Raw genomic sequence first — 21885 nt, 5'->3', positions numbered from 1 at the left:
CCCGCAGACAACGCGACGCTTTTCCGCTGAGTTCATCACTGAACTTTTATTTCAAAGGATTGCCCATAAATTATGAAACGAGTTACTATGAGTGTAGCGGTATTTTGCCGAAGTGTCAAAATAAAACCGATCCGGCTTGGGGGTGAACCCGGAATGGCCATATTCGTCGGGGTGGACGGCGGTGGCAGCAAAACCGAGGTCATGGCCGTGGACACCCACACATCTGTTGTGGCGACGGCCGTCGGCGCAGGGTGCAACCCGCAGGGAGTCGGCCTTGACCGCAGCTTGTCTGAGTTGAGCCGGCTTGTTGACGCCACGCTGTGCCAGGTCGGCGAGCATTACCCGGCCAAGGTGAAGCCGGATGCCGTTTCCTTTGCCTTGGCAGGCGTCGATAGACCCCAGCAGGCGGAGCGTATTCGCGCAGCCATGCAGGAGCAACTTGAGCCAGCCAAGCTGGAGGTTGTGAACGATGGTTTGGCTGCGCTCGCTGCGGGTACCGAAGGCCAACCCGGCACGGTCTTGATTGCTGGGACAGGGTCAATCGCGCTCGGAGAGACGGCGGACGGGACCGTCGTGCGCGCAGGCGGTTTTGGCAGCCTGATAGGCGACGAAGGCAGTGGCTTCGACATAGGCCGAAAGGGCCTGATGGCTGCCATTCAGGCCTTCGAAGAGCGGGGGCCCAAGACCATCTTGTGGGACATGGCTCAACGGTGGTTCCATGTACGCGAGGCCTCGGACCTGATTTCGCGTGTTTACGAATCCACCCAGCCAGTGGCCGCGGTGGCAGCCTTTGCTCGGGTCGTGCTTGAGGCTGCCCACGTTCATGCCGATCCGGTCGCCCAGGCTATCACGGACACCGCTGTGGTGGACCATCAGCACTTGATTGAAGCGGTGTGGCAAAAGCTGCCCCCGGATACACCGAGGAACGTGGTGCTCGCTGGCAGCCTGTTCACGCGAAGCGATGTCCTTCGGGAGCGGCTTGTCCGATTGTTGCCTGGAGGGGTCGTGTGCTCCGTCTTGCGGCGTGCGCCGGCTGCGGGCTCGATTCTGCGGGCCATTCGTCTATGGCAGGCGGCAAGCGAGGGTTCCGACGCCGCCGTGAGGGGTCAGGCTGACATCGCGCGACGATTGGCGCTTACGGCCCAACAGAGAGACGTCTGAACGGTCGTCATTGGGCAGGGAACAAAGGGACGGCGACGCCTATTGGCCGCCAACCCTTCACCCTGTTGCGTGCGTCAAGGCACAATGGCGCTGCCCGCTATGTTGTGCAACAAGCTTCTCAGCCTCACGATGGTCCGGTTCTCCCTTCCGTAATGGACGTCATTGGTCAGCAGTATCATCCATAGGCCGGTTTCCGGGTCGAACGCGAGGCTGGTACCGGTAAAGCCGGTGTGCCCAACGGCTGTTTGCGGCCACGTATCGCCCATGTGATCGTATCTGTCTCCTCGGCACACCCAACCCAAGCCGCGGCGGCCGTCCAGGTCTGCGGTGTGACAGCGGACGGCCACACGACGCACTACGGATGACAGCAGGGCGTACTGGAGGGACGTCCACATCTGGACGTAGCGGATGAGGTCCGTCATGGGGGCAAACAGGCCAGCGTGGCCAGAAATTCCGCCCATGGCCTCGGCGTTCTCGTCATGCACTATGCCGACTTTGGCCGGTCCGTTATGACTCGCTTCGGTTGCAGCACACAGGTTTTGCAACTCGCGTGATGGACAGTACGTCGTTCGATTCATCCTCAACGGTTGGAAGACGTGCTGGCGGGCGTATTCGTCTATCGGTTGACCGCTCACAACTTGGATGATCTGGGCCAGCAGCATGAATCCGACATCGCTGTATACGACGCGAGTGCCCGGTTGGTACTCCAGGGTTTCTGTCCGAACCCGATGCCAGATGTCATCTGGAGTCTTGCAGATTCGATGGTAGGGACGAGACGCGGGCAATCCCGAGGTATGGGTGAGCAGGTGCAGGACACAGACTTCGTGGTCAGGAAACTCGGGGATAAAATCCACCACCTTGTCTGAGAGACGCAGGCGCCCGTCGTCCATCAGCATGAGCAACGACGGCAGCGTGGCTACAACCTTGGTCAGAGAAGCGAGGTCAAACAGGGTATCTGGCGACATCTTCCGGACGGCGCCGTTGCGGTTTTCTGCGTATCCGAATGTCTCGAAATAAACGATCTCTTGCCGATTCCCCAGGGCAACGACTGCCCCAGGAATCCGAAATGAATCCACTTCCTGCTGCAAACGGCTGCCGAGAGCTGTGAGCCTGTCCCTGCGGACATACACTTCACCTCACCTGCCTGTCACATGCGGTTGACACAATGCCGGGAGACGCGCTCTATCGACTCAGTCTCTAGTAGAGATAGAACTGCACGATATTCTTGTTGAATGTCTCCAGGTCTTGAGCCGATTCGGAGAAATAGTCCAAGCTTCGCTCCTCCAGAACCATCTTTCGCAAGCTATCTGTTCCGGCCAGCAGGTCGAAGAAGCATCCCTTTTCACTCTGAGGTTCAACAAACCGGAATGCATCTGGATAGAGCTTGGCAAATGTCTCTATCAGCAGCAGCCCTGTCTTTACCGGTTGTATGGTGTTCGGGTCTGTCACGTGCAACCGTACGCCTTGACACAGTTCTCCAGTGTACTTCTGGTACGTCGGCACAAAGGAGACTGGCTGGGCGACGACACCAGGCAGATTCGCTTGGGCAAACACTTCAGCAACCCGATGGGCGTCGGCATAGGGCGCCCCAATGATTTCAAACGGGTGCGTGGTACCGCGGCCCTCGCTGAGATTGGTGCCTTCAGCGAGGCACGTGCCGGCATACAAAAGCGCCATGTCAAAGCATGTGGTGTTCGGGGATGAGCAAATGAAAGGGAGGTTGGTGTCGGGCAGTAGCACATCTCTGTCCCATCCTTCGGCGCGGACAATGGTCAAGTTGCACGGCTTCCTCAACTGGTGGTTGCAGTAATGCAGTATCTCACCCAGCGTGAGCCCGTGGCGATTGGGAATGGCCACTCTCCCGACCAGGGAAACAAACGGCGCCGATAAAATGTTTCCCTCCCGCGTCACTCCGTTAAGAGGGTTGGGTCTATCCAGCACGACCACTGGAAGACCCAGCTCCGCGCAGGCCTCCAGGCAATTGACAGCGATGCCGATGTTCGTGTAGTAACGCACCCCGATATCCACCAGGTCGATCACGAGAACGTCCACGTTCGTCAGCATCTCTCGGGTCGGCCTTTGGTGTTTCCCATAGAGACTGTAGGCTGTGAGACCGCTGTGAGCATCAGTTTGGGATTCAACGAACTCTCCCTCCTTCGCGCAGCCCACGAGGCCGTGCTCGGGGGCCAACAAGGTTGTCACTCGCCATTCCGTCGCTTCGATGAGCAGGTTGATCGTCGGACGGAAATGCCTGTCGGTGGTGGCGTAGTTGGAGACAATTCCGATTTGCTTGCCGCGAAGGAGATCAATTCGCTTGGACATAAGGACTTCGACTCCAAAGGATGCGTCCATGATTATCCTCCAATGTGATCGACAATTCCATATCAGAAATTATAACATTGATCTGATACTTTGAATTGACGAATCGAATTGACTATATGATAATATGTTTATAAATATGAGTCCATACAATGAAATTTAATTTCAAAAGAGGTGCCGAGTAAGGTTCATGCACGAGTGCGAGGCTGTTCGCAGTGAGTGTTTGTAGCAGTGCCTCTTTTACAAACGTGGTATTGCGTTGTTTGGATTCAAGATACACGAGAAGAGTCACAACATATGAAATTTAGGGGGGATAGGATTTGCAGCGTCGAACTCGTCTAGTCGTCATAACCTTTCTTGCACCTGCCGTACTCCTTTACGCATCCTTCATTGTCTATCCGTTCGTTTCAAGCATCCGCTACAGTCTTTACAACTACGACGGCGTCGGTCCGCTTACTGATTTTGTCGGATTTAAAAATTTCTCATATATCTTATTTTCCCATGCGTTTGCTGGGCAATTTTGGCGCGCTGTATGGCATAATTTCTACTTCTTTATATTGTCAATGGCGTTGACTACAGTCTTTGGACTGGGTCTGGCATATTTGCTGGTACGTGTTCGAGAGTCTATTTCACGCTGGTTTCAGGTCATCTACTTTGTACCGATGGTCGTTCCTCCAGTGGTAGTTGCTTATCTGTGGGCGATGTACTTAGAGCCCAATGATGGTGCGATCCCGACAATCTTGCAAGATCTCCATTTGTATAAATTAAATATTCCGTTTTTAGGAAGCGAAGTCTGGGCGCTGCCAACCATCGCCGTCATCACCGCATGGGCGGGCATGGGGCTGCCGATTCTCATTTTTGTAGCGGCCTTAATAGGTGTTCCCAATGAAGTGATTGAGGCAGCAAAGGCGGATGGGGCAAGTCAGTTTAGAACATTCGTGTCTGTGATCTTCCCCATCATCAAGCCCACCTTCTTGACGATCACGACATTAAATTTTGTCGGGGCTTTCGGGGCTTTTGATTACATCTACATAATGGAAGGCACACAAGCAGGACCAAATTATGCAACAGATGTAATCGGGACACTCTTCTACCGCACAGCTTTCGGGGGATTCGGTACAACCGCACAAGGTGTCGGTCTGGCCACGGCACTGGCTGTTCTCGGATTTGTCATTGTCATGGCTGTTTCTGCCATTCTTGTACTGTTGCAGAAGCGTGCTTCCGCGGATCTTTTTTAGAGAGGTGAAAGGAGTGCAACTATGCAGGCGAAGCGACCTGTCATCTCCTACTTGCTGCTCATTCTATGTGCCCTTGTGATAGTGCTGCCACTGCTCGATTTGGTATCCCTGTCCTTCAAAGACCTACCCGGAATCGTTGGACACCCGTTCAGCCTACCAGAAAAAATATACTGGTCGAATTATGCTACGGCTTGGTCCGACGGAAGACTCGGCAGATTTCTGATTAACACGGCGATTGTTTCGGTTGTCTCTGTGGCCGTCATAATCTTGTTCTCTTCTATGGCGGCATACGCCATAGCCAGGTTTCAATTTATCGGAAATCAATTGATTTACTTGGGGTTCTTAGCTGGACTGGCGCTTCCGATTCAGATGATTGCGGTTCCGCTGTTCATTTTAATGCGTCAACTCAATCTGCTCGATAATCTTATTTCCGTCATCCTCGTGTATTCAGCGAGCGGGATGTCATTTAGTGTCTTCCTGCTTGTCAATTTCATTCGATCAGTTCCGAAAGATATAGAAGACTCGGCATTGATTGATGGGGCTGGTTATTTCCATGTATTTTATAGGATCATTCTCCCGCTTATTCGTCCGTCATTGACGACGGTGGCGCTACTCAATTTTGTTTCGGCCTGGAATGGCCTGTTTTTTCCACTTGTTTTATTATCCAATCCCGACCATATGACCGTTGCGGTTGGGGTCCTTTCGTTTATCGGTCAGTACGCGACCCAATGGAATTTGCTCTTGCCGTCACTGGTCATAGTGATGCTGCCGACGCTCTTCGTCTTTATCTTCGCATCGCGTCAATTCATTCGCAACATGACAGCCGGCGCTGTGAAACTTTAGCACTCTGATCTCTCAAAGGAGTGATGCCCAGGGTCAGACGTTGATTTTGGCTACAGAGGCCCAGTCTTAGAGAGGATATATGGGAGGGATAATGTGATGAAAGGAATGGAAAAGGTATTGTGCGTCCTCGCTGTAGTGGGCATGAGCGGTGGGTTATTATCTGCTTGCGGAACGACGGGGTCTTCTGGATCGACAACAGTGACTGTTTGGTCGTGGCGTTCCCAAGATGCTCCATTATGGCAGAAGGTTCAGGACGCGTTGAACAAGAAAGGGGACAATATCAAAATTCAGTTTCGCTCCATCCAAGCGACGAACTACGACTCTGTGTTGCAAACGGCGATGGATGGTGGGCAAGGTCCTGACATCATGTATCAGCGCGCGGGAGAAGGTACAGAGCAATACGCAGCGGCCAACATGCTGAAACCTCTGGACAAGATTGTGAATTTCTCAAATATCACCAATCAATCTGCATTAGAAGCGGCTCAATACAAAGGGAAAACATACGGTGTACCTTTTGCAATTCAAACGATGGAAGTTTTCTATAACACGGATATTTTCAAGAAGTACGATTTACAGCCTCCGAAGACATGGGCCGATTTTATCAACATCTGCAAAGTGTTAAAACGGCACGGGGTTACCCCGCTAGAGGCCATGGGGATTCAGGGATGGATGTTGGCTTTGAACTTTGACGAGATCGGGGCAACGTTCCTCGGAAACAAGTTTACGCAGCAGTTGGTTGACAAAAAGGTCAATTATACAAATCCCGCTTTCGTGGATGCTTTGGCTCATTACCAGCAGTTGTCTGCCTACTTTGAGCCAAACTTTAAGGCTGTAGGATCAGCCGGGAATGAGCAGGAAACGAATTTTGCACTCGGGAAATCCGCGATGGTGATGGACGGGATCTTCGATATTCCGACCATTGAACAAGACAACAAGAATTTGCACATCGGCGCCTTTTTAATTCCACCCGAGAAACCTAGTCAACAGTCTCGAATTGATTGGTACGTGGATGGCAACATCTCAATGAACAATGATATCAAAAACCCACAGGTGGAGAAAGCGGCGGAAGAAGTAATCAAGTATGTAGCCACAACAGCTTTTGGACAGGACTTCTCAGATATTGCTGGAGAAATCTCGCCAATCAAGGGGGTTACCATTTCTCCTAAGTATCCACTATCCGTTCAAGCTTATCAATGGTATCAGACAAGGTCCATCAGCCCAGTGTTTGGAATTCGCAGTCCAATGGACACTCCGCCTCCTACACCAATCAACTCTAAGAAGGGAAATAAAAGTGTGAATGATACGAACGGGATTTTCTCCGCGGAACAAAAGGTTCTTCTACCCTTGCTCACTCACCAGATGACGCCAAAGCATGCCGCCCAGGAGATTCAGAAAACTGTATCTTGGTACTTTAGATAACGACCTTATAAACATATCGCCATGTAGAACAAATGAATGGTGGGAGCAAATAGTGAAACTTGCTAGTGCCTCCGTGGAAGTGGTCCGTTTGTCCTTGAGTACCACATTTCGGACAGCAGTTCGCCAGGCTGACACCATATCGGATATTCGGGTAGTCTTGCGAACGGATACAGGGCTCGTCGGCCTGGGTTCCGCTTCGCCGACGCCGGCCATCACGGGCGAAACCACGGCTTCCATCTGTTCAGTCATTGAGGATTTCATCCTGCCTCGTCTCAAGAGGCTCGACCTGTCCGACGAAGCGGCAGCGCGAGCCGAGGTGCAACAGGCTATTGTGCATAATTCATCTGCCAAGGCGGCGGTGGATATAGCGCTCCATGATCTCTACGCGAAGCAATTGGGCCTACCGCTGGCTAAGCGGCTCGGCAATGCAGGCCACTCACCTGAGACCGACTTCGTGAAAAAATCACTCATCACAGGTGGAATTGACTACGATGGACCGGTGATAAAACTTCCCGAGGGTTTAGGCCTCGGTGTATCGATTTCTAACGCGGAGGGAGTCCATGGTGGCTGAATGCATCCGGGGTGTCCGCGATGAACACCTCTGTCCTGAATACTGGCTTGACCGTCTTCCCTCGGACAGCCACTGCAGCGGCGACCGCGACGCATGCAACCAAGCCCTGGCTTGCTTCAGCGAGGGATTGACTGACCTGACGGCGGTGCTCGCTGCACCGGCGCTTGACCGGCCCATTCCACCGGTCCGACGAGATGCAAGGACGCTGTTTGACGAGACCGGCGAGCCTCTGGGCGATAGATTCTGGGCCGAAGTGGAGGACAACGCCTTAGCGTCCGTCTTGGCTTGCATACCTGGGGTCGCGGTCCGGCAGACGGATCTTCGTCGCTTTCCAACGGCTGCAAAGGCGTTTCGGACGCCGGAGGACCGTGTGGATGACCAGTTTCAGGATACCACACTGCACACTTTTGAACCGCTGCTGAGTTTTGGACTCAGCCGGGACCGAGAGTGGCGCTATGTGATATCGCGCACCTATGCCGGGTGGGTACGGGATCGCGATGTCGCCGATATGACCCAGGCGGAGTTTGAACGCTGGGCTCACCCGCAACACGTTTTCGTGGTGGCGGACACCGGGGTGGCTACGCAGCCTGATGCATATCATCCTGCTGTCTCCAACAAGGCGGTGGAGTTCGCGGCGGTTTTACCGCTGTGGGACGCGGAAAGGGAGTTTGGCAGTATCCATGTGGCCTGGCCGTGCCGGAGCGAGGCAGGGACACTCACCCCGATGATGGCGTCGATTCGTGATAACGGCAGGACCCAGGTCGGATACCTTCCGTTCACACGCGAGAGCATCGTACGTGTGGCCTTTCGACTGCTCGGCGAGCGTTATGGTTGGGGCGGCGCCTTTGGCATGCACGACTGTTCCAGCTTCGTCATGGACGTGTATCGCACCGTGGGCGTCCAGCTGCCGCGCGACGCCGCCATGCAGGAAGTCGCCCTGCCCAATCGGATCGTGTTTCCACAACACGTGTCCACCCCGGCGAGGGTGGACATCCTGGCCGGGCTGTCGGCGGGGGACCTGTTGTTCATGCCGGGACACGTCATGATGTACCTGGGTTCGGAGGGCGGCAAGCACTACGTGATTCACGATTTCGCCGGCTACGTGGACCGGGTGGGCGGCAGGGCACGGTATGTGTCCGTCGAGGCTGTCATGGTGTCGCCGCTAGAGATTGAAACCAGAACCGGAATGACCTTTCTGGAATCCCTTACGGGAGCGCTCGATCCGTTCGCCGAACGACTGTGGGAGGGGTGAGAAGATGGCGGAACGATGGGGGATTTCGATTCCCATGCGGGATGGTGTGCAACTGGCCGCGGATCTGTTTCTGCCCGCTGCCACTGAGGATGGAATGCCGACGATTGTCGTACGCACACCTTACGGTCGCCAGTCGCACGCTCTGATTCAACAGGCGCGTTTCTTCGCCAGCCACGGTTATGCGGTGCTCAACGTGGACGTGCGGGGCAGGGGCGACAGTGAAGGCGTGTTCACACCGTACCGCAACGAGGGCAGGGACGGGTACGATACGGTCGAATGGGCGGCTGCCCAGCCGTACGCGAGTGGACGGGTGGGGACGCTCGGCGGGTCCTACTTGGCCAAGAGCCAGTGGCTCTGCGCCTTGGAACACCCTCCGCACCTCCAGGCCATGGTTACCCTGGTTTCGCCGTCGGACGCGTTTGTCGAATGGCCCACCGGGACGCCTGTCCCCTCCCACCTGTGTTGGCTGTTCCTGGTCAGCGGGCGGACGGTGCAGAACACGCACGCGCTCGACTGGGAGAACATCTACTGGCACCTTCCGCTCTACACGATGGACGAGGCTGCTGGGCGGGTAATTCCCCAGTGGCGCGAAGAGTTCACGCATCCCACTTTGGATGCATGGTGGCAGGAAATTTCTTACCAACAGCGTTTTGGCGAGATCGACCTGCCTGTGTTGCACGTCTCAGGCTGGTACGACGACGAACAGGTGGGGACGCTGCGCAACTTTGTGGGCATGACGACGCACGCGCCGAGCGCGCGGGCGCGGGCCGCGCAGCGGCTTGTCATGGGGCCCTGGCCGCATCAGGTGAATGAATCGACCCGAATCGGGGATGTGGACTTTGGGCCAGAGGCGGTCATTGACTTGTCCGGCTTGGAACTGCGGTTTTTTGACCGCTGGTTGAAGGGCATCGACAACGGCGTCGACCGTGAGCCGCCTGTGCGCTATTTTCTCATGGGCAAGAATGAGTGGCGCGACGCTTCTGCCTGGCCGCCACCTGACACCGCGTACGTCCCCTGGTATTTCCACAGCCGGGGGAGTGCAAACGGATCGATCGGAGACGGAACCCTGTCGACACGGAAACCGAGTGTGGAGGAGCCGGCGGATAGATATAAGTACAATCCGCTCAATCCGGTGCCGTTTCTCACTCAACCCACGTCGGAACAGATCGGCGGCCCGGACGACTATCGCGAGGTGCATCTACGAGAGGATGTGCTGGTTTATACGAGCGATCCGGTCCATGAAGAGCTGGAAGTCACCGGGCCGGTTTGCGTGGAGTTGTATGCGGCAACCAGTGCGCCGGACACGGATTTTATGGCGCAGTTGCACGACGTGTGGCCGAACGGTTATGTGCAGCGCCTATGTGACGGGATGGTGCGCGTGCGGTATCGTCACGGGATGGACAAGGCCGTGTTCACGCAACCTGGCGAGGTGATGAGGCTGGCCATCGACTGCTGGAACACCAGCCATGTGTTTCTGCCCGGCCATCGGATTCGAGTACACGTCACGTCCAGTGCGTTCCCCAAGTATGACAGGAATCCCAATACGGAGGACGCGCTTGGTCTCTCCGAGCGGCTCGAATGCGCCGAGCAAACGGTGTATCACGACGCCCTGCGGCCGTCCGCCGTGATTTTGCCCGTGATCAAGCGGTAGGGTTTGTTAACGGGAAAGGGAGCGACAGCATCGTGTTTACTGTAGGAGACAACCTGGAAGCGTGGGGAGCAGTAACGGGATGTTTCGCGCGCTGAGTGATGCAGGTATTGTCATATTCATGGTCATCACTTCGGAGATCCAGATATCGTGTCTGATTCCTGGGGATCAACTGGGAACTGCCATCCAGGTGTTGCACGATGAGTTTTTTGCTTGCTGTCCGTAGTTTCTTCTACCCCTACACTTTGGGGCAACCGACGAAGATGACGAAATCATCCTTAGTCTAGATGACTGGCCACCGCAGTCTTGTAGAGAGCAGGTGGGGCATACGGGAGTGGGGAGCATGGACACGATTTGGACGCGGCTGCAAACGGAGCAGGCGAACGAACGGTACAGAGACCTGGATGAGCATTCCACACTGGGCGTTCTGCGCCTGATGAATGAAGCGGATAAACAAGTACCGCAGGCTGTGGAGCGGGCGCTGCCGCAGATTGCGCGGGCGGTGGACTTGATTGTGGAACGGATGCAGGGCGGCGGCCGCCTTATCTATCTCGGCGCCGGCACCAGCGGTCGTTTGGCTGTGTTGGACGCAGCGGAATGTCCGCCGACCTTCAACACTCCCCGGGGGCTGGTACAGGCGGTCATGGCCGGGGGGCGACAGGCCATGTTTGAAGCCGTCGAGGAATCGGAGGACCACCCGGAATGGGCGGAACGAGACCTTCAATCGTTGCCGCTAACCAACCAGGATGTACTCGTCGGGATTGCCGCGAGCGGCCGCACCCCGTATGTCATCGGAGGTCTTCAATACGCCAAGCGCGTGGGCGCGGGACGCATTTCGCTGTGCTGCAATCCGAACGCCATCGCCAGCCAGCATGCCGAAGTGGCGATTGAGGTCGTCACGGGGCCGGAGGTGTTGATGGGGTCCACTCGGCTGAAGGCCGGCACTGCGCAGAAGATGGTTCTCAATATGCTCAGCACAGCGACGATGGTGCGCCTGGGAAAGGTTTATCAGAACCTGATGGTGGACTTGCGGGCGACCAACGAAAAGCTGGTGGAACGCTCTAAGCGTATTATCATGCTGGCTACCGGGCTGGAGTACGTGGACGCCGCCAAGCTTTTGGCTGACGCCGGAGGCAGTGTGAAGGCCGCGATTGTGATGCACGAGAAACATGTGCCCAGGGAGCAGGCGGAGGATTTGTTGGCGGCTGCCCAGGGCCGCCTGCGCCAAGTTCTCGAGAGGCGCGAGTAAGGGTGGACTCATGACCAGGCAGCAAGTGCAGGAATTGGCTTTGTACGAATACGCACCCTAGATGGTGCGGGCCGGCATTGCCGCCTTGTTCGGTGCGCCGGCCGAGGGCCGTCTGCCCGTGGACATTCCAGGCGTTGCAGACGGCCGATTCGCCGGCTGACGCAGCCTACGCCGCGCGGACGATGCGTCACAACACCCGCTTGCCAAACAGGGACTCCACCAGTTCCACGGCCATGCGGCCGGTCTGGTTGCGGTGGTCGAGAATCGGGTTGACCTCCACCACGTCCACCGACAGCAGCTTACCCGAGGCCGCCAGCAGTTCCATCGCCAGGTGGCCCTCCCGGTAGGTCACGCCGCCGTTCACCGGAGTGCCCACACCCGGGGCGAACATTGGATCGAGCCCGTCCAGGTCGAGGCTGAGGTGGATGCCGTCCGTGCCGTCGCTGGCGATTTCAATCGCCTTTTGCATCACGGCGTCCATGCCCATGCGGTCAATTTCCGCCATCGTGAACACATGGATGCCGGCTTGGCGAATCAGGTTGGCTTCGTCGCCGTCAATCGACCGCGCTCCCACCAGCACCACCCGGTCCGCCTTGACCTTCGGGCTCACGCCCGCGAGCCGCGTCAACGATTCGTGCCCAAGGCCCAGACTCGCGGCCAACGGCATGCCGTGGATGTTGCCGGACGGAGTGGTCTCGTGCGTGTTCATGTCGCCGTGGGCGTCGAACCAAATAAGGCCAAAGTTCTTCCCGGCCGTGGCGAGACCGGCGAGGCTGCCGATGGCGATGCTGTGGTCGCCTCCCAGCACCACCGGTGTGCGGTCCGCCGCCACCACCTCGCGCACCTTGTCGGCCAGCGCCTCACACACCGAGATCACTTCGGACAGGTACTTCAACTTCTCGTGTTCAATGCGCCGCGTCTCCGGGGTGGGGACTGGCACGTCCCCGAGGTCTTTGACGGTGTATCCAAGCCGCTCCAGCTTTTCCTTCAACCCCGCATAGCGGATGGCGCTCGGGCCCATGTCCACGCCGCGCCGGCCCTGCCCGTAGTCGGACGGCACGCCGATGATGTGAATCTCCTTCATGCCTTGAACCTCCCGTACGTTCCGCGATCCGGTGGGGGCCCGCACGTTCGTGCGGCGCCCGCCGTGCCGGCCGCGCGTATGCCCTACAGCCAGCCGCGCAGGCGCAGGGCGGTCGCCGTGCGTTCAATGCCGGTCATGTATGCCGCCAGACGCATGTCGACGTCGTGCCGCTGGGCCGTCGTGTACACTTTGTCGAACGACTGGCGCATCGCCTGGACCAGCCGCTGCTCAACTTCCTCTTTCGTCCAGTAGTATCCCTGGTTATTCTGCACCCATTCGAAATAGGAGACTGTCACCCCGCCCGAGTTGGCCAAGACGTCGGGCACCAGCAACACGCCGCGCTCGCTCAGGATGCGGGTGGCCTCCAGGGTGGTCGGGCCGTTGGCCGCTTCCACGACAATCGACGCCTGCACCCGCTCGGCGTTGGCGGCGGTGATTTGGTTTTCAATTGCGGCCGGGACCAGGATGTCGCACGGCTTTTCGAGCAGCTCCTTGTTTGTGATGGTGTCATGGTAGCGCGTCGTGACCGTCCCGAACGAGTCGCGTTGCTCCAGCAGGTCGGGAATGGGCAGCCCCTTTTCCTCGTACAGCGCCCCGTAGGCGTCGGAGATCCCGACCACGCGCGCACCCAAGTCGTACAGGAACTTGGCCAGGTAGCTGCCTGCGTTGCCAAAGCCCTGAATGATGATGCGCGCGTCCGCGAGGCTGAGACCGCGCCGCTTGGCCGCCTCCTCAATGCAGATGACAACGCCGCGCGCCGTGGCCGTTTCCCGTCCTTCCGATCCGCCCAGCACCCGCGGCTTGCCGGTGATAAAGCCGGGCGAGTCGAACTCGCGCAGGCGGCTATACTCGTCCATCATCCAGGCCATGATCTGGGAATTGGTGAACACGTCGGGCGCCGGGATGTCCTTGGTCGGCCCCACAATCTGGCTGATGGCCCGCACGTAGGCGCGGCTCAGGCGTTCCAGCTCGGAGAACGACATCTCGCGCGGATCGCATACCACGCCGCCCTTGCCGCCGCCGTACGGAAGCCCGTTGATGCCACACTTAATCGTCATCCACAGCGACAGCGCCTTGATCTCCGCCTCGGTCACGTCCGGGTGGAAGCGCACCCCGCCCTTGGTCGGGCCGATGGCATCATTGTGCTGGGCCCGGTAGGCGGTGAAGACGCGCACGCTGCCGTCGTCCATATGCACGGGAAAGCGCACGGTCAGCATGCGCATCGGCTCTTTGAGCAGCTCGTAGTATTCGGGGCCGTACCCGAGTTGTTGCAACGCCTCGCGAATCACCTGCTGGGCGGATTGCAGCACGTCCAGCTCGCGGTTGGCCTGCTGCATGAGAGATTGTGGGTTCATTTGGACACCTCGCCGAGCACGCGGGCAATCCGTTCAAACGCCCAATCCAAGTCCTGCTCTTCAATGATGAGCGGAGGCGCGAAGCGGATGGTGTTCTCGTGCGTCTCCTTGCAGAGCAGCCCTTCATCCTTCAATCGTTCGCAATACGGACGCGCCTTCGTGTGCAGTTCCACGCCGATGAACAAACCGCGCCCGCGGATCTCCTTGATGGCCGGGTTACGGATGGTTTTCAGGCGCGCCAGGAACGACTCACCCAACCTGCGCGAGCGTTCCGCCAGGCCTTCCTCTTCAATCACGTCCAGCGCCGCCAGGGCCACCGCCGCGCCGAGCGGGTTGCCGCCGAATGTCGATCCATGCGATCCCGGTTCAAACACGCCGAGGATGTCCTTGTCCGCGGCCACGGCTGACACCGGGAAAACCCCACCGCCCAGCGCCTTGCCGATGATGTACACGTCCGGGATGACGCCCTCCCAGTCGCAGGCGAACAATTTCCCGGTGCGGCCCAGCCCGGTCTGGATCTCATCCGCGACAAACAGCACGTTCTCCTTCCGGCACAGTTCAAACGCCTGGCGCAGGTACCCTTCGGGCGGGATGATGATGCCTGCCTCGCCCTGGATGGGCTCAACCAGAAACGCCGCCGTGTTCGGGGTGATGGCCGCCTTCAGCGCTTCGATGTCCCCGTACGGGATGATGCGGAAGCCAGGGGTTAGCGGGCCGAACCCGCGCTGGTACTCGGCGTCCGAGGAGAACGAGATGATGGTGGTGGTGCGTCCGTGAAAGTTGCCGCTGCAGACGATGATCTCCGCCTTGTCTTCCGGCACGCCCTTGACGTCATACGCCCACCGGCGCACCGCCTTGATGGCCGTTTCCACCGCTTCGGCGCCGGTGTTCATCGGCAGCACCATGTGCTTATGGGTCAATTTGGCCAGCCGTTCATAAAACAGCCCCAGTTTGTCGTTGCAAAACGCCCGCGAGGTCAGCGTGATGGCATCCGCCTGGTCTTTGAGCGCCTGGATGACCTTCGGGTGGCGGTGGCCCTGGTTTAACGCCGAGTAAGCGCTGAGCATGTCGAGGTAACGGTTGCCTTCCTCGTCCCACACCCACACGCCTTCGCCTTTGACCAGCACCACCGGCAGCGGGTGGTAGTTTTTCGCGCCGTATTCCTCCTCCAGGCGCAACGCGTTGGAGGTATGCAATGATTCGGTCATATCGATTCATCCTTTCTGGCGGGCGGCTGATGTGCACGGGCCGCGGCACGCGTCCGCGCGCCGCGCCCTTCCCTTGCTCACAGCAGTTCGGAGCTGACCTTCGGCTGAGTGAACAGGAGCAAGTAGTCGGGTCCGCCCGCCTTCGAGTCGGTGCCAGACATGTTGAACCCGCCGAACGGGTGCGCGCCCACGATGGCGCCGGTACACTTGCGGTTGAAGTACAGGTTGCCCACGTGGAACTGGCGGCGCGCCAGCGCGATGTGCTCGCGGCTCTTGGTAAAGACGGACCCCGTGAGGCCAAATTCGGTCTGGTTGGCCACCCGGATGGCCTCCGCAAAGCTGGCGACCCTGGTGAACGCCACCACCGGGCCAAAGATCTCCTCCTGCATGATGCGCGCGTCGGCCGCCACATCGGCAAACACTGTGGGTTGCACGAAGTACCCTTTGTCCGCCGAGGCTTCGCCCCCGACGACCAGGCGCCCTTCCTGCTTACCAATTTCGATGTAACGGGTGACTTTGTCAAACGCCTTCTGGTCAATCACCGGTCCGGTGAAGTGCCCGGCGTCGCGCACGTCGCCGACCGACAGTTCCCGCGTCAGGGCCGCAACTCTGTCCACCAGGGCGTCGTAAATCGCTTCGTGGGCGATGACGCGCGAGCAGGCGGAGCACTTCTGCCCGGAGAAGCCGAACGCCGAGTTGACGATGGTGCGCGCGGCGTTCTCAAGGTCCGCGTCCGCGTCCACGACAATCGCGTCCTTTCCGCCCATCTCCGCGACAAACCGTTTGATCCAGCGCTGTCCGGGGATGCGCTTGGCGGCCAGCTCGTTCATCCGCAGCCCCACATCCTTGGATCCTGTGAAGGAAATGAAGCGGATATCCCTGTGCTCGACCAGAAAGTCGCCGATCTCCTCCGGATCGCCCGGGACGAAGTTGACGACGCCCTGCGGGAGGCCGGCTTCCGTCAGGGCTTCCACCAGCTTGTAGGCGATGACAGGCGTCTGGCTGGCCGGTTTGAGCAGCACGGTATTGCCGGCCACCACAGCCGACACCGTCATGCCGGTGACAATCGCCAGCGGGAAGTTCCAGGGCGGGATGATGGCGCCAACCCCGAGCGGGATGTACTCCATGTGGTTGTCTTCGCCGGCAAGCGGCGTCAAAAGGTCGTCCCCGCGTCGTGTCAAATCCAGCATTTGTCGGCCGTAGTATTCCAGAAAGTCGATGGCCTCAGCCGTGTCGGCGTCCGCTTCCGCGCGGCTCTTCCCGGCCTCCAGAAGCATCCAGGCGGAAAACTCGTGCTTGCGCCGCCGGAGGATGGCCGCCGTCTTGAACAAGACGCCGGCCCGCTCGAACGCTGGCATCTCCGACCAAGTGGAGAACGCCGTTTCCGCCGCGCGGATGGCCGCTTCAATCTGTTCTTTGCCGGCTTTGGCCACGCGGCCAATCAACTCGCTTTTCGCGGACGGGTTGTGCGATTCGAGGTAGCGGCCCGTGTCGATGGCCTCGCCCCCAATGAGGAGCGGATAGGTCCGGCCCAACTCCTGGCTTACGCGGGCGAGCGCCTCGTCGAACGCCTCCCGATTGGAGGCGACGGAGAAGTCGGTCAATGGTTCTGGGCGATATGGGATCATGAATGCATCCTCCTTCCCGATGCCGTGAGGGGAGGTGGAGTCCCGCGGGCGGGTCCTCCTACTTCCACCGCACATTTCACTCCAGATCTCAAGCAAGAAGCGTGCCAACCTTGAAATTCGGGGTTTGGCCCGGAATTCCTGCAGCCACGGCGGGAGACGGGGTGCAAAACGCATTTGCACGATCCGCCCGTACCCGTTACTCTGGCGATTGGAGTCGATGGATGGCGGACCCGGTCGCGTCATCCGATGACGGGAACGGTGTCGGGCCCCGTCGGCCTGGGTCAGGTGGTCGGATCTATCCGGCCGGGAGTGCCCCGGCCTGGGGCGCCGGCGGTCACCTGATGGGTCGCGGCGCCAGCGCAGACGTCGGTGCGGTCTGTGGAGGTCGGAGTCGGAAATCCTAAATGGGAACATGTCGAAGGGGGCAGCCAACATGCCGGGCCATGGCCCATTGGGCGCAGGAGACGACGGCGCCGCAAAGCAGCGCCTGCAGCTGCTGGAGGCGGTGCTGGACGCGCTTGAGGAAGGGGTGCACGTGGTCGACGCGGACGGGGTGACGGTCTATTACAACCAGAAAATGGCCGACATTGAAGCGATGCGGCCCCAGGATGTGCTCGGCCGCAGCATTGAGGACGTGTTCACCTTCCCGGATGCGTCGGGCAGCACCCTGCTTCAGGCCATCCGCCTCCGCCGCGCCAGCGAAAGTGTGAAACAGACGTATTTCAACAACCGCGGGGTGGCCATCACCACGGTTAACCATACGTACCCCATTCTTGCTGAGGACCGGGTGTTGGGGGCGGTCGAGATTGCTCGCGATGTCACCCGGGTTGAGCGCCTGCAAAAGCACATCATGGCTAAATCGGGGGTGCGCTACACGTTCGACAGCATTGTCGGGACCAGCCGCGCCATGGCGGACGTGCTGGAGCAGGCGCGGCGCGCGGCGCGGACCGATTCGTCGGTGTTGATTGTGGGCGAGACCGGCACCGGCAAGGAGCTGTTTGCGCAGAGCCTGCACGCCGCCAGCCGGCGGGCCAAGGGGCCGTTTGTCTCCCAGAACTGCGCGGCCCTGCCCGAATCGCTGATGGAAGGCCTCTTGTTCGGGACGGCGCGCGGCGCGTTCACGGGGGCCATCAACCGTCCGGGGCTGCTGGAACAGGCGGACGGGGGCACGCTCTTGCTCGATGAGTTGAACTCGCTCAGCCCGCAGCTGCAGGCGAAGTTGTTGCGTGTGCTGCAGGAGCGGACCGTCCGCCGTGTGGGGGAGCTGCAGGACAGGCCGATTGATGTGCGCATCCTCGCGGCCATCAATGAAGACCCGCTCGACGCTATTCGCGCGGGCCACCTGCGCAACGACCTGTATTATCGCCTGAGCGTGGTGACCTTGTTTCTCCCGCCGCTACGCGAGCGCGTGGAGGACATTCCGCGCCTGGTGGACACGTTCATCGCCAAGTACAATGAACGGTTTGGTCTGCGCGTCGAGCGTTTGGAGGCCAGCCTGATGCAGGCGTTTCTCCACTACACCTGGCCCGGGAACGTGCGTGAGCTGGAGCACACCATCGAGGGCGCGATGAACCTGGTGCAAGAGGAGCGCGTGATTGGGTTTGCGCACCTGCCTTTTCCCATGCGCCGGCGCCTGGAGAGCGCAACCCAGGATGGCGGTAGGCATCGAGCGCCCCATCCGTACCCGGCGGCCGGTTCTGTCCCGCCTGTAGGGTCCGGCGTCCATCCCGCCCCGCTTGTGGGGCCCGCGGTCCAACCTGCCTCGCCGGTCGGGGCGGCGAACGAGTCCAGTGCCGGGGGGATGCAGGCGGCAAAGGCGCGGTCTGGGTCCGCGGGTGCGGCGAGTTCCTTGAAGGCGCGGTTGGAGGCGGCTCAGCGCCAGGTGTTTGAGCAGGCGCTGGCCCGCAACCAGGGGAACGTATCCGCCACCGCGCGGGAGTTGGGGCTCAGCCGCCAGAATCTGCAGTATTGGCTGCGCAAGCTGGGCATCGCGCCGGAGCGGTATCGGGGATGAGGGGGATGGGCAGAAGCGCGGAGAATGGCTTTGCGCGAGCCTGGCGATGGAGCGCGGTGCCAGCGAGTTTTGCAGATGCAAAGGGAATTTGCAGGCAAATTCAGTGCGGACCTGCAGATTTCGCGCCGGTCCACGGCATGCAAGTTTTGGCACAAGATTTGCTAAAGAAAATCGTGTAGAATCACCTTACCGCCGTGGCGGCCTGTGAAAGCGCTACCTAAGATTCTGAAGGAGGATACTTGTGCAGCAACTGGAGAACATCGTCGAAAAGGAATCGCAGCTGCGACGCGGCATGCAGGGCCGTCACATGTTCATGATCTCGATTGGCGGCGTCATTGGCACGGGCCTGTTTCTCAGTTCCGGCTACACGGTCAACCAGGCGGGGCCCGGGGGCGCGGTCCTGGCGTACGTCATCGGCGGCATCATTGTATCCATCGTCATGATGTGCCTCGGGGAGTTGGCCACCGCCATGCCGGTGGCCGGATCGTTCAAGACGTACGCGCAGGAGTTCATCGGCCCCTCTGTGGGGTTTCTGAGCGCCTGGCTGTACTGGCTGAACGGGGCGTTCACCATCGGCGGCGAGTGGATAGCGGCCACCATCATCATCCACCACTACCTGCCGGGTGTGCCGTTGTGGGCCTGGTACGCGCTGTTTGCGGTCATCTACCTGGCGCTGAACGTGACCGCCGTCGGGGTGTATGGGGAGTCGGAGTTTTGGTTTGCCAGTGTGAAGGTGATTGGCATTGTGGCGGCTTGCATTGTAGGACTGGGCGCCATCTTCGGCCTGACCGGGCATGCGCCGATAGGGGCCAAGAACTACGTGGGCCAAGGCGGATTGTTTCCACACGGCCTGGGAGCGGTGGCGATGGCGCTGGTGCCGGTGTGTTTTGCCTACAGTGGCACGGAGCTTATCGGCATCGCCGCGGGGGAGAGCAAAGACCCGGCGAAATCGGTGCCGCGCGCCATCCGCAGCACGAGCGTGCGCACCCTCTTGTTTTATGTGGCGTCGATGATTGTCCTGGTGGGAATCATCCCGTGGCAGAAGGCAGGCGTCAACGACAGCCCGTTTGCGACTATCTTCCAGGTGGCGGGCATTCCGTACGCGCGCCTGGTCATGGACATCATCGTCATCACGTCCGCGTTGTCGGCCGGATCATCCTGGACATACGCGTCCTCGCGTCTGCTCTGGTCGATGGCGTTGGACGGGATGGCGCCGCGCTTTTTGACCAACCTCAGCCGGGCGAAGGTGCCGGTTTGGTCGGTGTTGGTCACTCTGCTGATTGGCACGCTCTCGCTTTGGCTGTATCAGGTTTCTCCGAACACGCTGTATTTGTGGATTGTCTCGGGCATCGGTCTGGTGGCGGTGGTGGACTGGGCGATTATCTGCATGGCGCAAATCGGGTTTCGCCGGCAGTACGTGCGCCAGGGCGGAGACGTGCGTGACCTCGCGTACCGCACGCCGTTCTATCCGTGGCTGCCCATCGCCGGGGTGGTGCTGAACCTGGCGATTGCCGTCAGCCTCATCTTCATCCCGGACCAACGCATCGCGATTTACGCGGGTGTGCCGATTATGGTCGTCATCATGGTCTGCTACTACCTGTTTTATCGGCCGCGCATGTCGCGCGGGGGTATCGGTTCCGCGCGTCCAGGCGGAGCCGCTTGAACACCTGCAGTGACAGTTGGCGTAAGGGAAGTTGGCGTAAGGGACAAAAAGGCGGTGACCAGCCTCATCCGCCGATGGGGCTGGCCTAAATGCCGCGGCCCACGTAGGCCTCGTTTGGGTATCCCCGCGCCTCCCAATAACCGACCAGAGGTTTGTCGGCGAATTCTATCCGATTGACCCATTTGATGGATTTATATCCGTACATCTTGGGAACGACCAGGCGCAACGGGAATCCTTGCTCTTGACGCAGGGGCTGGCCGTTCAGCCTGTAGGCCAAAAGAACGGTCGGATCCAGCGCTTCCGGCAAGGAGAGCGACTCTGTATACACCCCGTCAAACGAGTAAAAGTGCACATACTTTGCTTGCCGCGACGGCTTCACCAAGTCCACGAGAGTTTGCATGGATATGCCATGCCAGCGCACGTTCGCCACGCTCCAACCTGTCACACAGTGGAAGTCTGTCTTTTCCTGCTGGGCAGCCAGGCTCATGACATCGCTCCATTTGAGTGTCACCGGATTGGCCACCAAACCGTTCACGGTCAGGCGGTAGCGGGCAAGGTCCAGAGTGGGGTATCCGTTTGTCACCGTGTAATAGGCGCCAAAGTCAGCCGCGTTGCCGTCGTTTTTCTGCTCTGTGCCCAGGGAGGCGAACGAGCGCTTGAGTGTCCCCACCGGATCAATCACGGTCAAGACGGCGGCGCCGGCGATTCCGGTGCCCAACCAGCGCAAGAACATTCTCCGGGTGGGGTTGACCTGGGCGTTTATCCCCTCCTTTTTCGGCTGATAAGCAAACGCTTTGTAGACGGCATGGATGATCAGCCATGCGGACAGTGCGTAGGACAGCCATCCATGCCAGGTGAAAGCCCGACTGCGCCATGTCGTTGGAAACACGGCCACCAGCCAGAGGAGGACCCCTGTGGCTACAACCATGGCACCGAACACGAGCGGGAACAGCCAATCCAAACGGCGAATGAGTTTCCGGATGGGCAGGCGTACCAACAGCGGTACCAGCAGCGTTATGCCGAAGACAATGCCGAGCCCAATGTGAACATAGTAGAGTATCCTTAGATAAGGGATAAGCATGCTGTGCACACCGGGTGCATACAGGGCCACACCGGTCAGCATCAACAGGACAAAGGAAATGATAGTGTACGAATGCAGCCACACCATCCACCGCGGCCATTTTCCATGTTTGAACCAACGTTTACCCATATCTGCCCCCCTCCTCTGCGCGT

At 59.1% G+C, this 21885-nt stretch carries 18 protein-coding genes; 11 read left to right on the top strand and 7 right to left on the bottom strand.

Annotation, left to right across the window (positions count from 1 at the left end):
• Positions 1-153: 153 nt before the first annotated feature.
• Entirely contained in the window at positions 154-1161 is a 1008-nt protein-coding gene (locus tag AK2_RS00415) for a BadF/BadG/BcrA/BcrD ATPase family protein (RefSeq protein ID WP_067930064.1), read from the top strand.
• Positions 1162-1235: 74 nt separating this feature from the next.
• Here AK2_RS00415 and AK2_RS00410 read toward each other — a convergent pair whose 3' ends face one another.
• Both AK2_RS00410 and AK2_RS00405 read right to left on the bottom strand, forming a co-directional pair.
• A complete protein-coding gene (locus AK2_RS00410; RefSeq protein WP_067930062.1) occupies positions 1236-2291 on the bottom strand; it encodes a serine hydrolase domain-containing protein in 1056 nt (351 codons plus the stop codon).
• Between the two features lie 67 nt (positions 2292-2358).
• Positions 2359-3513 (bottom strand): exo-beta-N-acetylmuramidase NamZ family protein, encoded by a 1155-nt coding sequence (locus AK2_RS00405; protein WP_067930056.1) that lies wholly within the window; start codon positions 3511-3513, stop codon positions 2359-2361.
• Positions 3514-3800: 287 nt separating this feature from the next.
• Between AK2_RS00405 and AK2_RS00400 the strand changes: the two genes are divergently transcribed.
• The 8 genes from AK2_RS00400 to murQ all read left to right on the top strand — a co-directional run bounded on the left by AK2_RS00400 (position 3801) and on the right by murQ (position 11700).
• Entirely contained in the window at positions 3801-4718 is a 918-nt protein-coding gene (locus AK2_RS00400; RefSeq protein WP_067930054.1) for a carbohydrate ABC transporter permease, read from the top strand.
• A gap of 21 nt (positions 4719-4739) precedes the next feature.
• Entirely contained in the window at positions 4740-5561 is an 822-nt protein-coding gene (locus tag AK2_RS00395; protein ID WP_067930053.1) for a carbohydrate ABC transporter permease, read from the top strand.
• 96 nt (positions 5562-5657) lie between these two features.
• Complete coding sequence (locus AK2_RS00390) at positions 5658-6980, top strand: ABC transporter substrate-binding protein (protein WP_067930052.1); 1323 nt, start codon at positions 5658-5660, stop codon at positions 6978-6980.
• A 52-nt stretch (positions 6981-7032) separates the two neighbouring features.
• Positions 7033-7551, top strand: coding sequence for an enolase-like domain-containing protein (locus AK2_RS00385; protein WP_067930051.1), 519 nt, complete (start codon positions 7033-7035; stop codon positions 7549-7551).
• Entirely contained in the window at positions 7544-8803 is a 1260-nt protein-coding gene (locus AK2_RS00380; protein ID WP_169794702.1) for a C40 family peptidase, read from the top strand. The genes AK2_RS00385 and AK2_RS00380 overlap by 8 nt, the downstream gene beginning before the upstream one ends.
• A gap of 4 nt (positions 8804-8807) precedes the next feature.
• Positions 8808-10454, top strand: a complete 1647-nt coding sequence (locus tag AK2_RS00375) for a CocE/NonD family hydrolase (RefSeq protein ID WP_067930048.1) — start codon at positions 8808-8810, stop codon at positions 10452-10454.
• A 61-nt stretch (positions 10455-10515) separates the two neighbouring features.
• The gene (locus tag AK2_RS17585; protein ID WP_157076159.1) at positions 10516-10677 is read left to right on the top strand and encodes an ACT domain-containing protein; all 162 of its coding nucleotides are present in this window, start codon (positions 10516-10518) and stop codon (positions 10675-10677) included.
• Between the two features lie 117 nt (positions 10678-10794).
• On the top strand, positions 10795-11700 hold the full coding sequence (gene murQ, locus AK2_RS00370) for an N-acetylmuramic acid 6-phosphate etherase (RefSeq protein ID WP_067930046.1): 906 nt from the start codon (positions 10795-10797) through the stop codon (positions 11698-11700).
• 187 nt (positions 11701-11887) lie between these two features.
• On the opposite strand, the gene rocF is transcribed toward murQ, so the two are convergent.
• The 4 genes from rocF to pruA all read right to left on the bottom strand — a co-directional run bounded on the left by rocF (position 11888) and on the right by pruA (position 16975).
• On the bottom strand, positions 11888-12784 hold the full coding sequence (rocF, locus tag AK2_RS00365; protein ID WP_067930044.1) for an arginase: 897 nt from the start codon (positions 12782-12784) through the stop codon (positions 11888-11890).
• An 83-nt stretch (positions 12785-12867) separates the two neighbouring features.
• On the bottom strand, positions 12868-14139 hold the full coding sequence (locus AK2_RS00360) for a Glu/Leu/Phe/Val family dehydrogenase (RefSeq protein ID WP_067930043.1): 1272 nt from the start codon (positions 14137-14139) through the stop codon (positions 12868-12870).
• The gene (locus AK2_RS00355) at positions 14136-15347 is read right to left on the bottom strand and encodes an ornithine--oxo-acid transaminase (protein ID WP_067930041.1); all 1212 of its coding nucleotides are present in this window, start codon (positions 15345-15347) and stop codon (positions 14136-14138) included. The genes AK2_RS00360 and AK2_RS00355 overlap by 4 nt, the downstream gene beginning before the upstream one ends.
• A gap of 77 nt (positions 15348-15424) precedes the next feature.
• Positions 15425-16975, bottom strand: a complete 1551-nt coding sequence (gene pruA, locus AK2_RS00350; RefSeq protein ID WP_067930039.1) for an L-glutamate gamma-semialdehyde dehydrogenase — start codon at positions 16973-16975, stop codon at positions 15425-15427.
• Between the two features lie 433 nt (positions 16976-17408).
• Between pruA and AK2_RS00345 the strand changes: the two genes are divergently transcribed.
• The gene (locus AK2_RS00345; RefSeq protein WP_067930035.1) at positions 17409-18989 is read left to right on the top strand and encodes a sigma-54 interaction domain-containing protein; all 1581 of its coding nucleotides are present in this window, start codon (positions 17409-17411) and stop codon (positions 18987-18989) included.
• Positions 18990-19230: 241 nt separating this feature from the next.
• Positions 19231-20652: an amino acid permease gene (locus AK2_RS00340; protein ID WP_067930033.1), complete on the top strand. Its 1422-nt coding sequence runs from the start codon at positions 19231-19233 to the stop codon at positions 20650-20652.
• An 85-nt stretch (positions 20653-20737) separates the two neighbouring features.
• On the opposite strand, the gene AK2_RS00335 is transcribed toward AK2_RS00340, so the two are convergent.
• Positions 20738-21862: a molybdopterin-dependent oxidoreductase gene (locus AK2_RS00335; protein ID WP_067930031.1), complete on the bottom strand. Its 1125-nt coding sequence runs from the start codon at positions 21860-21862 to the stop codon at positions 20738-20740.
• Between the last annotated feature and the right edge of the window lie 23 nt (positions 21863-21885).

Origin of the sequence: Alicyclobacillus kakegawensis NBRC 103104 (assembly GCF_001552655.1) — a bacterium.
GTDB classification, from domain to species: Bacteria; Bacillota; Bacilli; order Alicyclobacillales; family Alicyclobacillaceae; genus Alicyclobacillus_G; species Alicyclobacillus_G kakegawensis.
Note: the sequence above shows the minus strand (reverse complement) of the source record. Positions and strands in the feature narration are given on the sequence as shown.

Excerpts from the sequence above, each read along its gene's own strand:
- AK2_RS00335 (WP_067930031.1), bottom strand. The coding sequence starts at position 21,862 with ATGGGTAAACGTTGGTTCAAACATGGAAAATGGCCGCGGTGGATGGTG.
- AK2_RS00345 (WP_067930035.1), top strand. The coding sequence starts at position 17,409 with ATGCCGGGCCATGGCCCATTGGGCGCAGGAGACGACGGCGCCGCAAAG.
- AK2_RS00405 (WP_067930056.1), bottom strand. The coding sequence starts at position 3,513 with ATGGACGCATCCTTTGGAGTCGAAGTCCTTATGTCCAAGCGAATTGAT.
- murQ (WP_067930046.1), top strand. The coding sequence starts at position 10,795 with ATGGACACGATTTGGACGCGGCTGCAAACGGAGCAGGCGAACGAACGG.
- pruA (WP_067930039.1), bottom strand. The coding sequence starts at position 16,975 with ATGATCCCATATCGCCCAGAACCATTGACCGACTTCTCCGTCGCCTCC.
- rocF (WP_067930044.1), bottom strand. The coding sequence starts at position 12,784 with ATGAAGGAGATTCACATCATCGGCGTGCCGTCCGACTACGGGCAGGGC.
- AK2_RS00355 (WP_067930041.1), bottom strand. The coding sequence starts at position 15,347 with ATGACCGAATCATTGCATACCTCCAACGCGTTGCGCCTGGAGGAGGAA.
- AK2_RS00390 (WP_067930052.1), top strand. The coding sequence starts at position 5,658 with ATGAAAGGAATGGAAAAGGTATTGTGCGTCCTCGCTGTAGTGGGCATG.
- AK2_RS00415 (WP_067930064.1), top strand. The coding sequence starts at position 154 with ATGGCCATATTCGTCGGGGTGGACGGCGGTGGCAGCAAAACCGAGGTC.
- AK2_RS00375 (WP_067930048.1), top strand. The coding sequence starts at position 8,808 with ATGGCGGAACGATGGGGGATTTCGATTCCCATGCGGGATGGTGTGCAA.
- AK2_RS00395 (WP_067930053.1), top strand. The coding sequence starts at position 4,740 with ATGCAGGCGAAGCGACCTGTCATCTCCTACTTGCTGCTCATTCTATGT.
- AK2_RS00360 (WP_067930043.1), bottom strand. The coding sequence starts at position 14,139 with ATGAACCCACAATCTCTCATGCAGCAGGCCAACCGCGAGCTGGACGTG.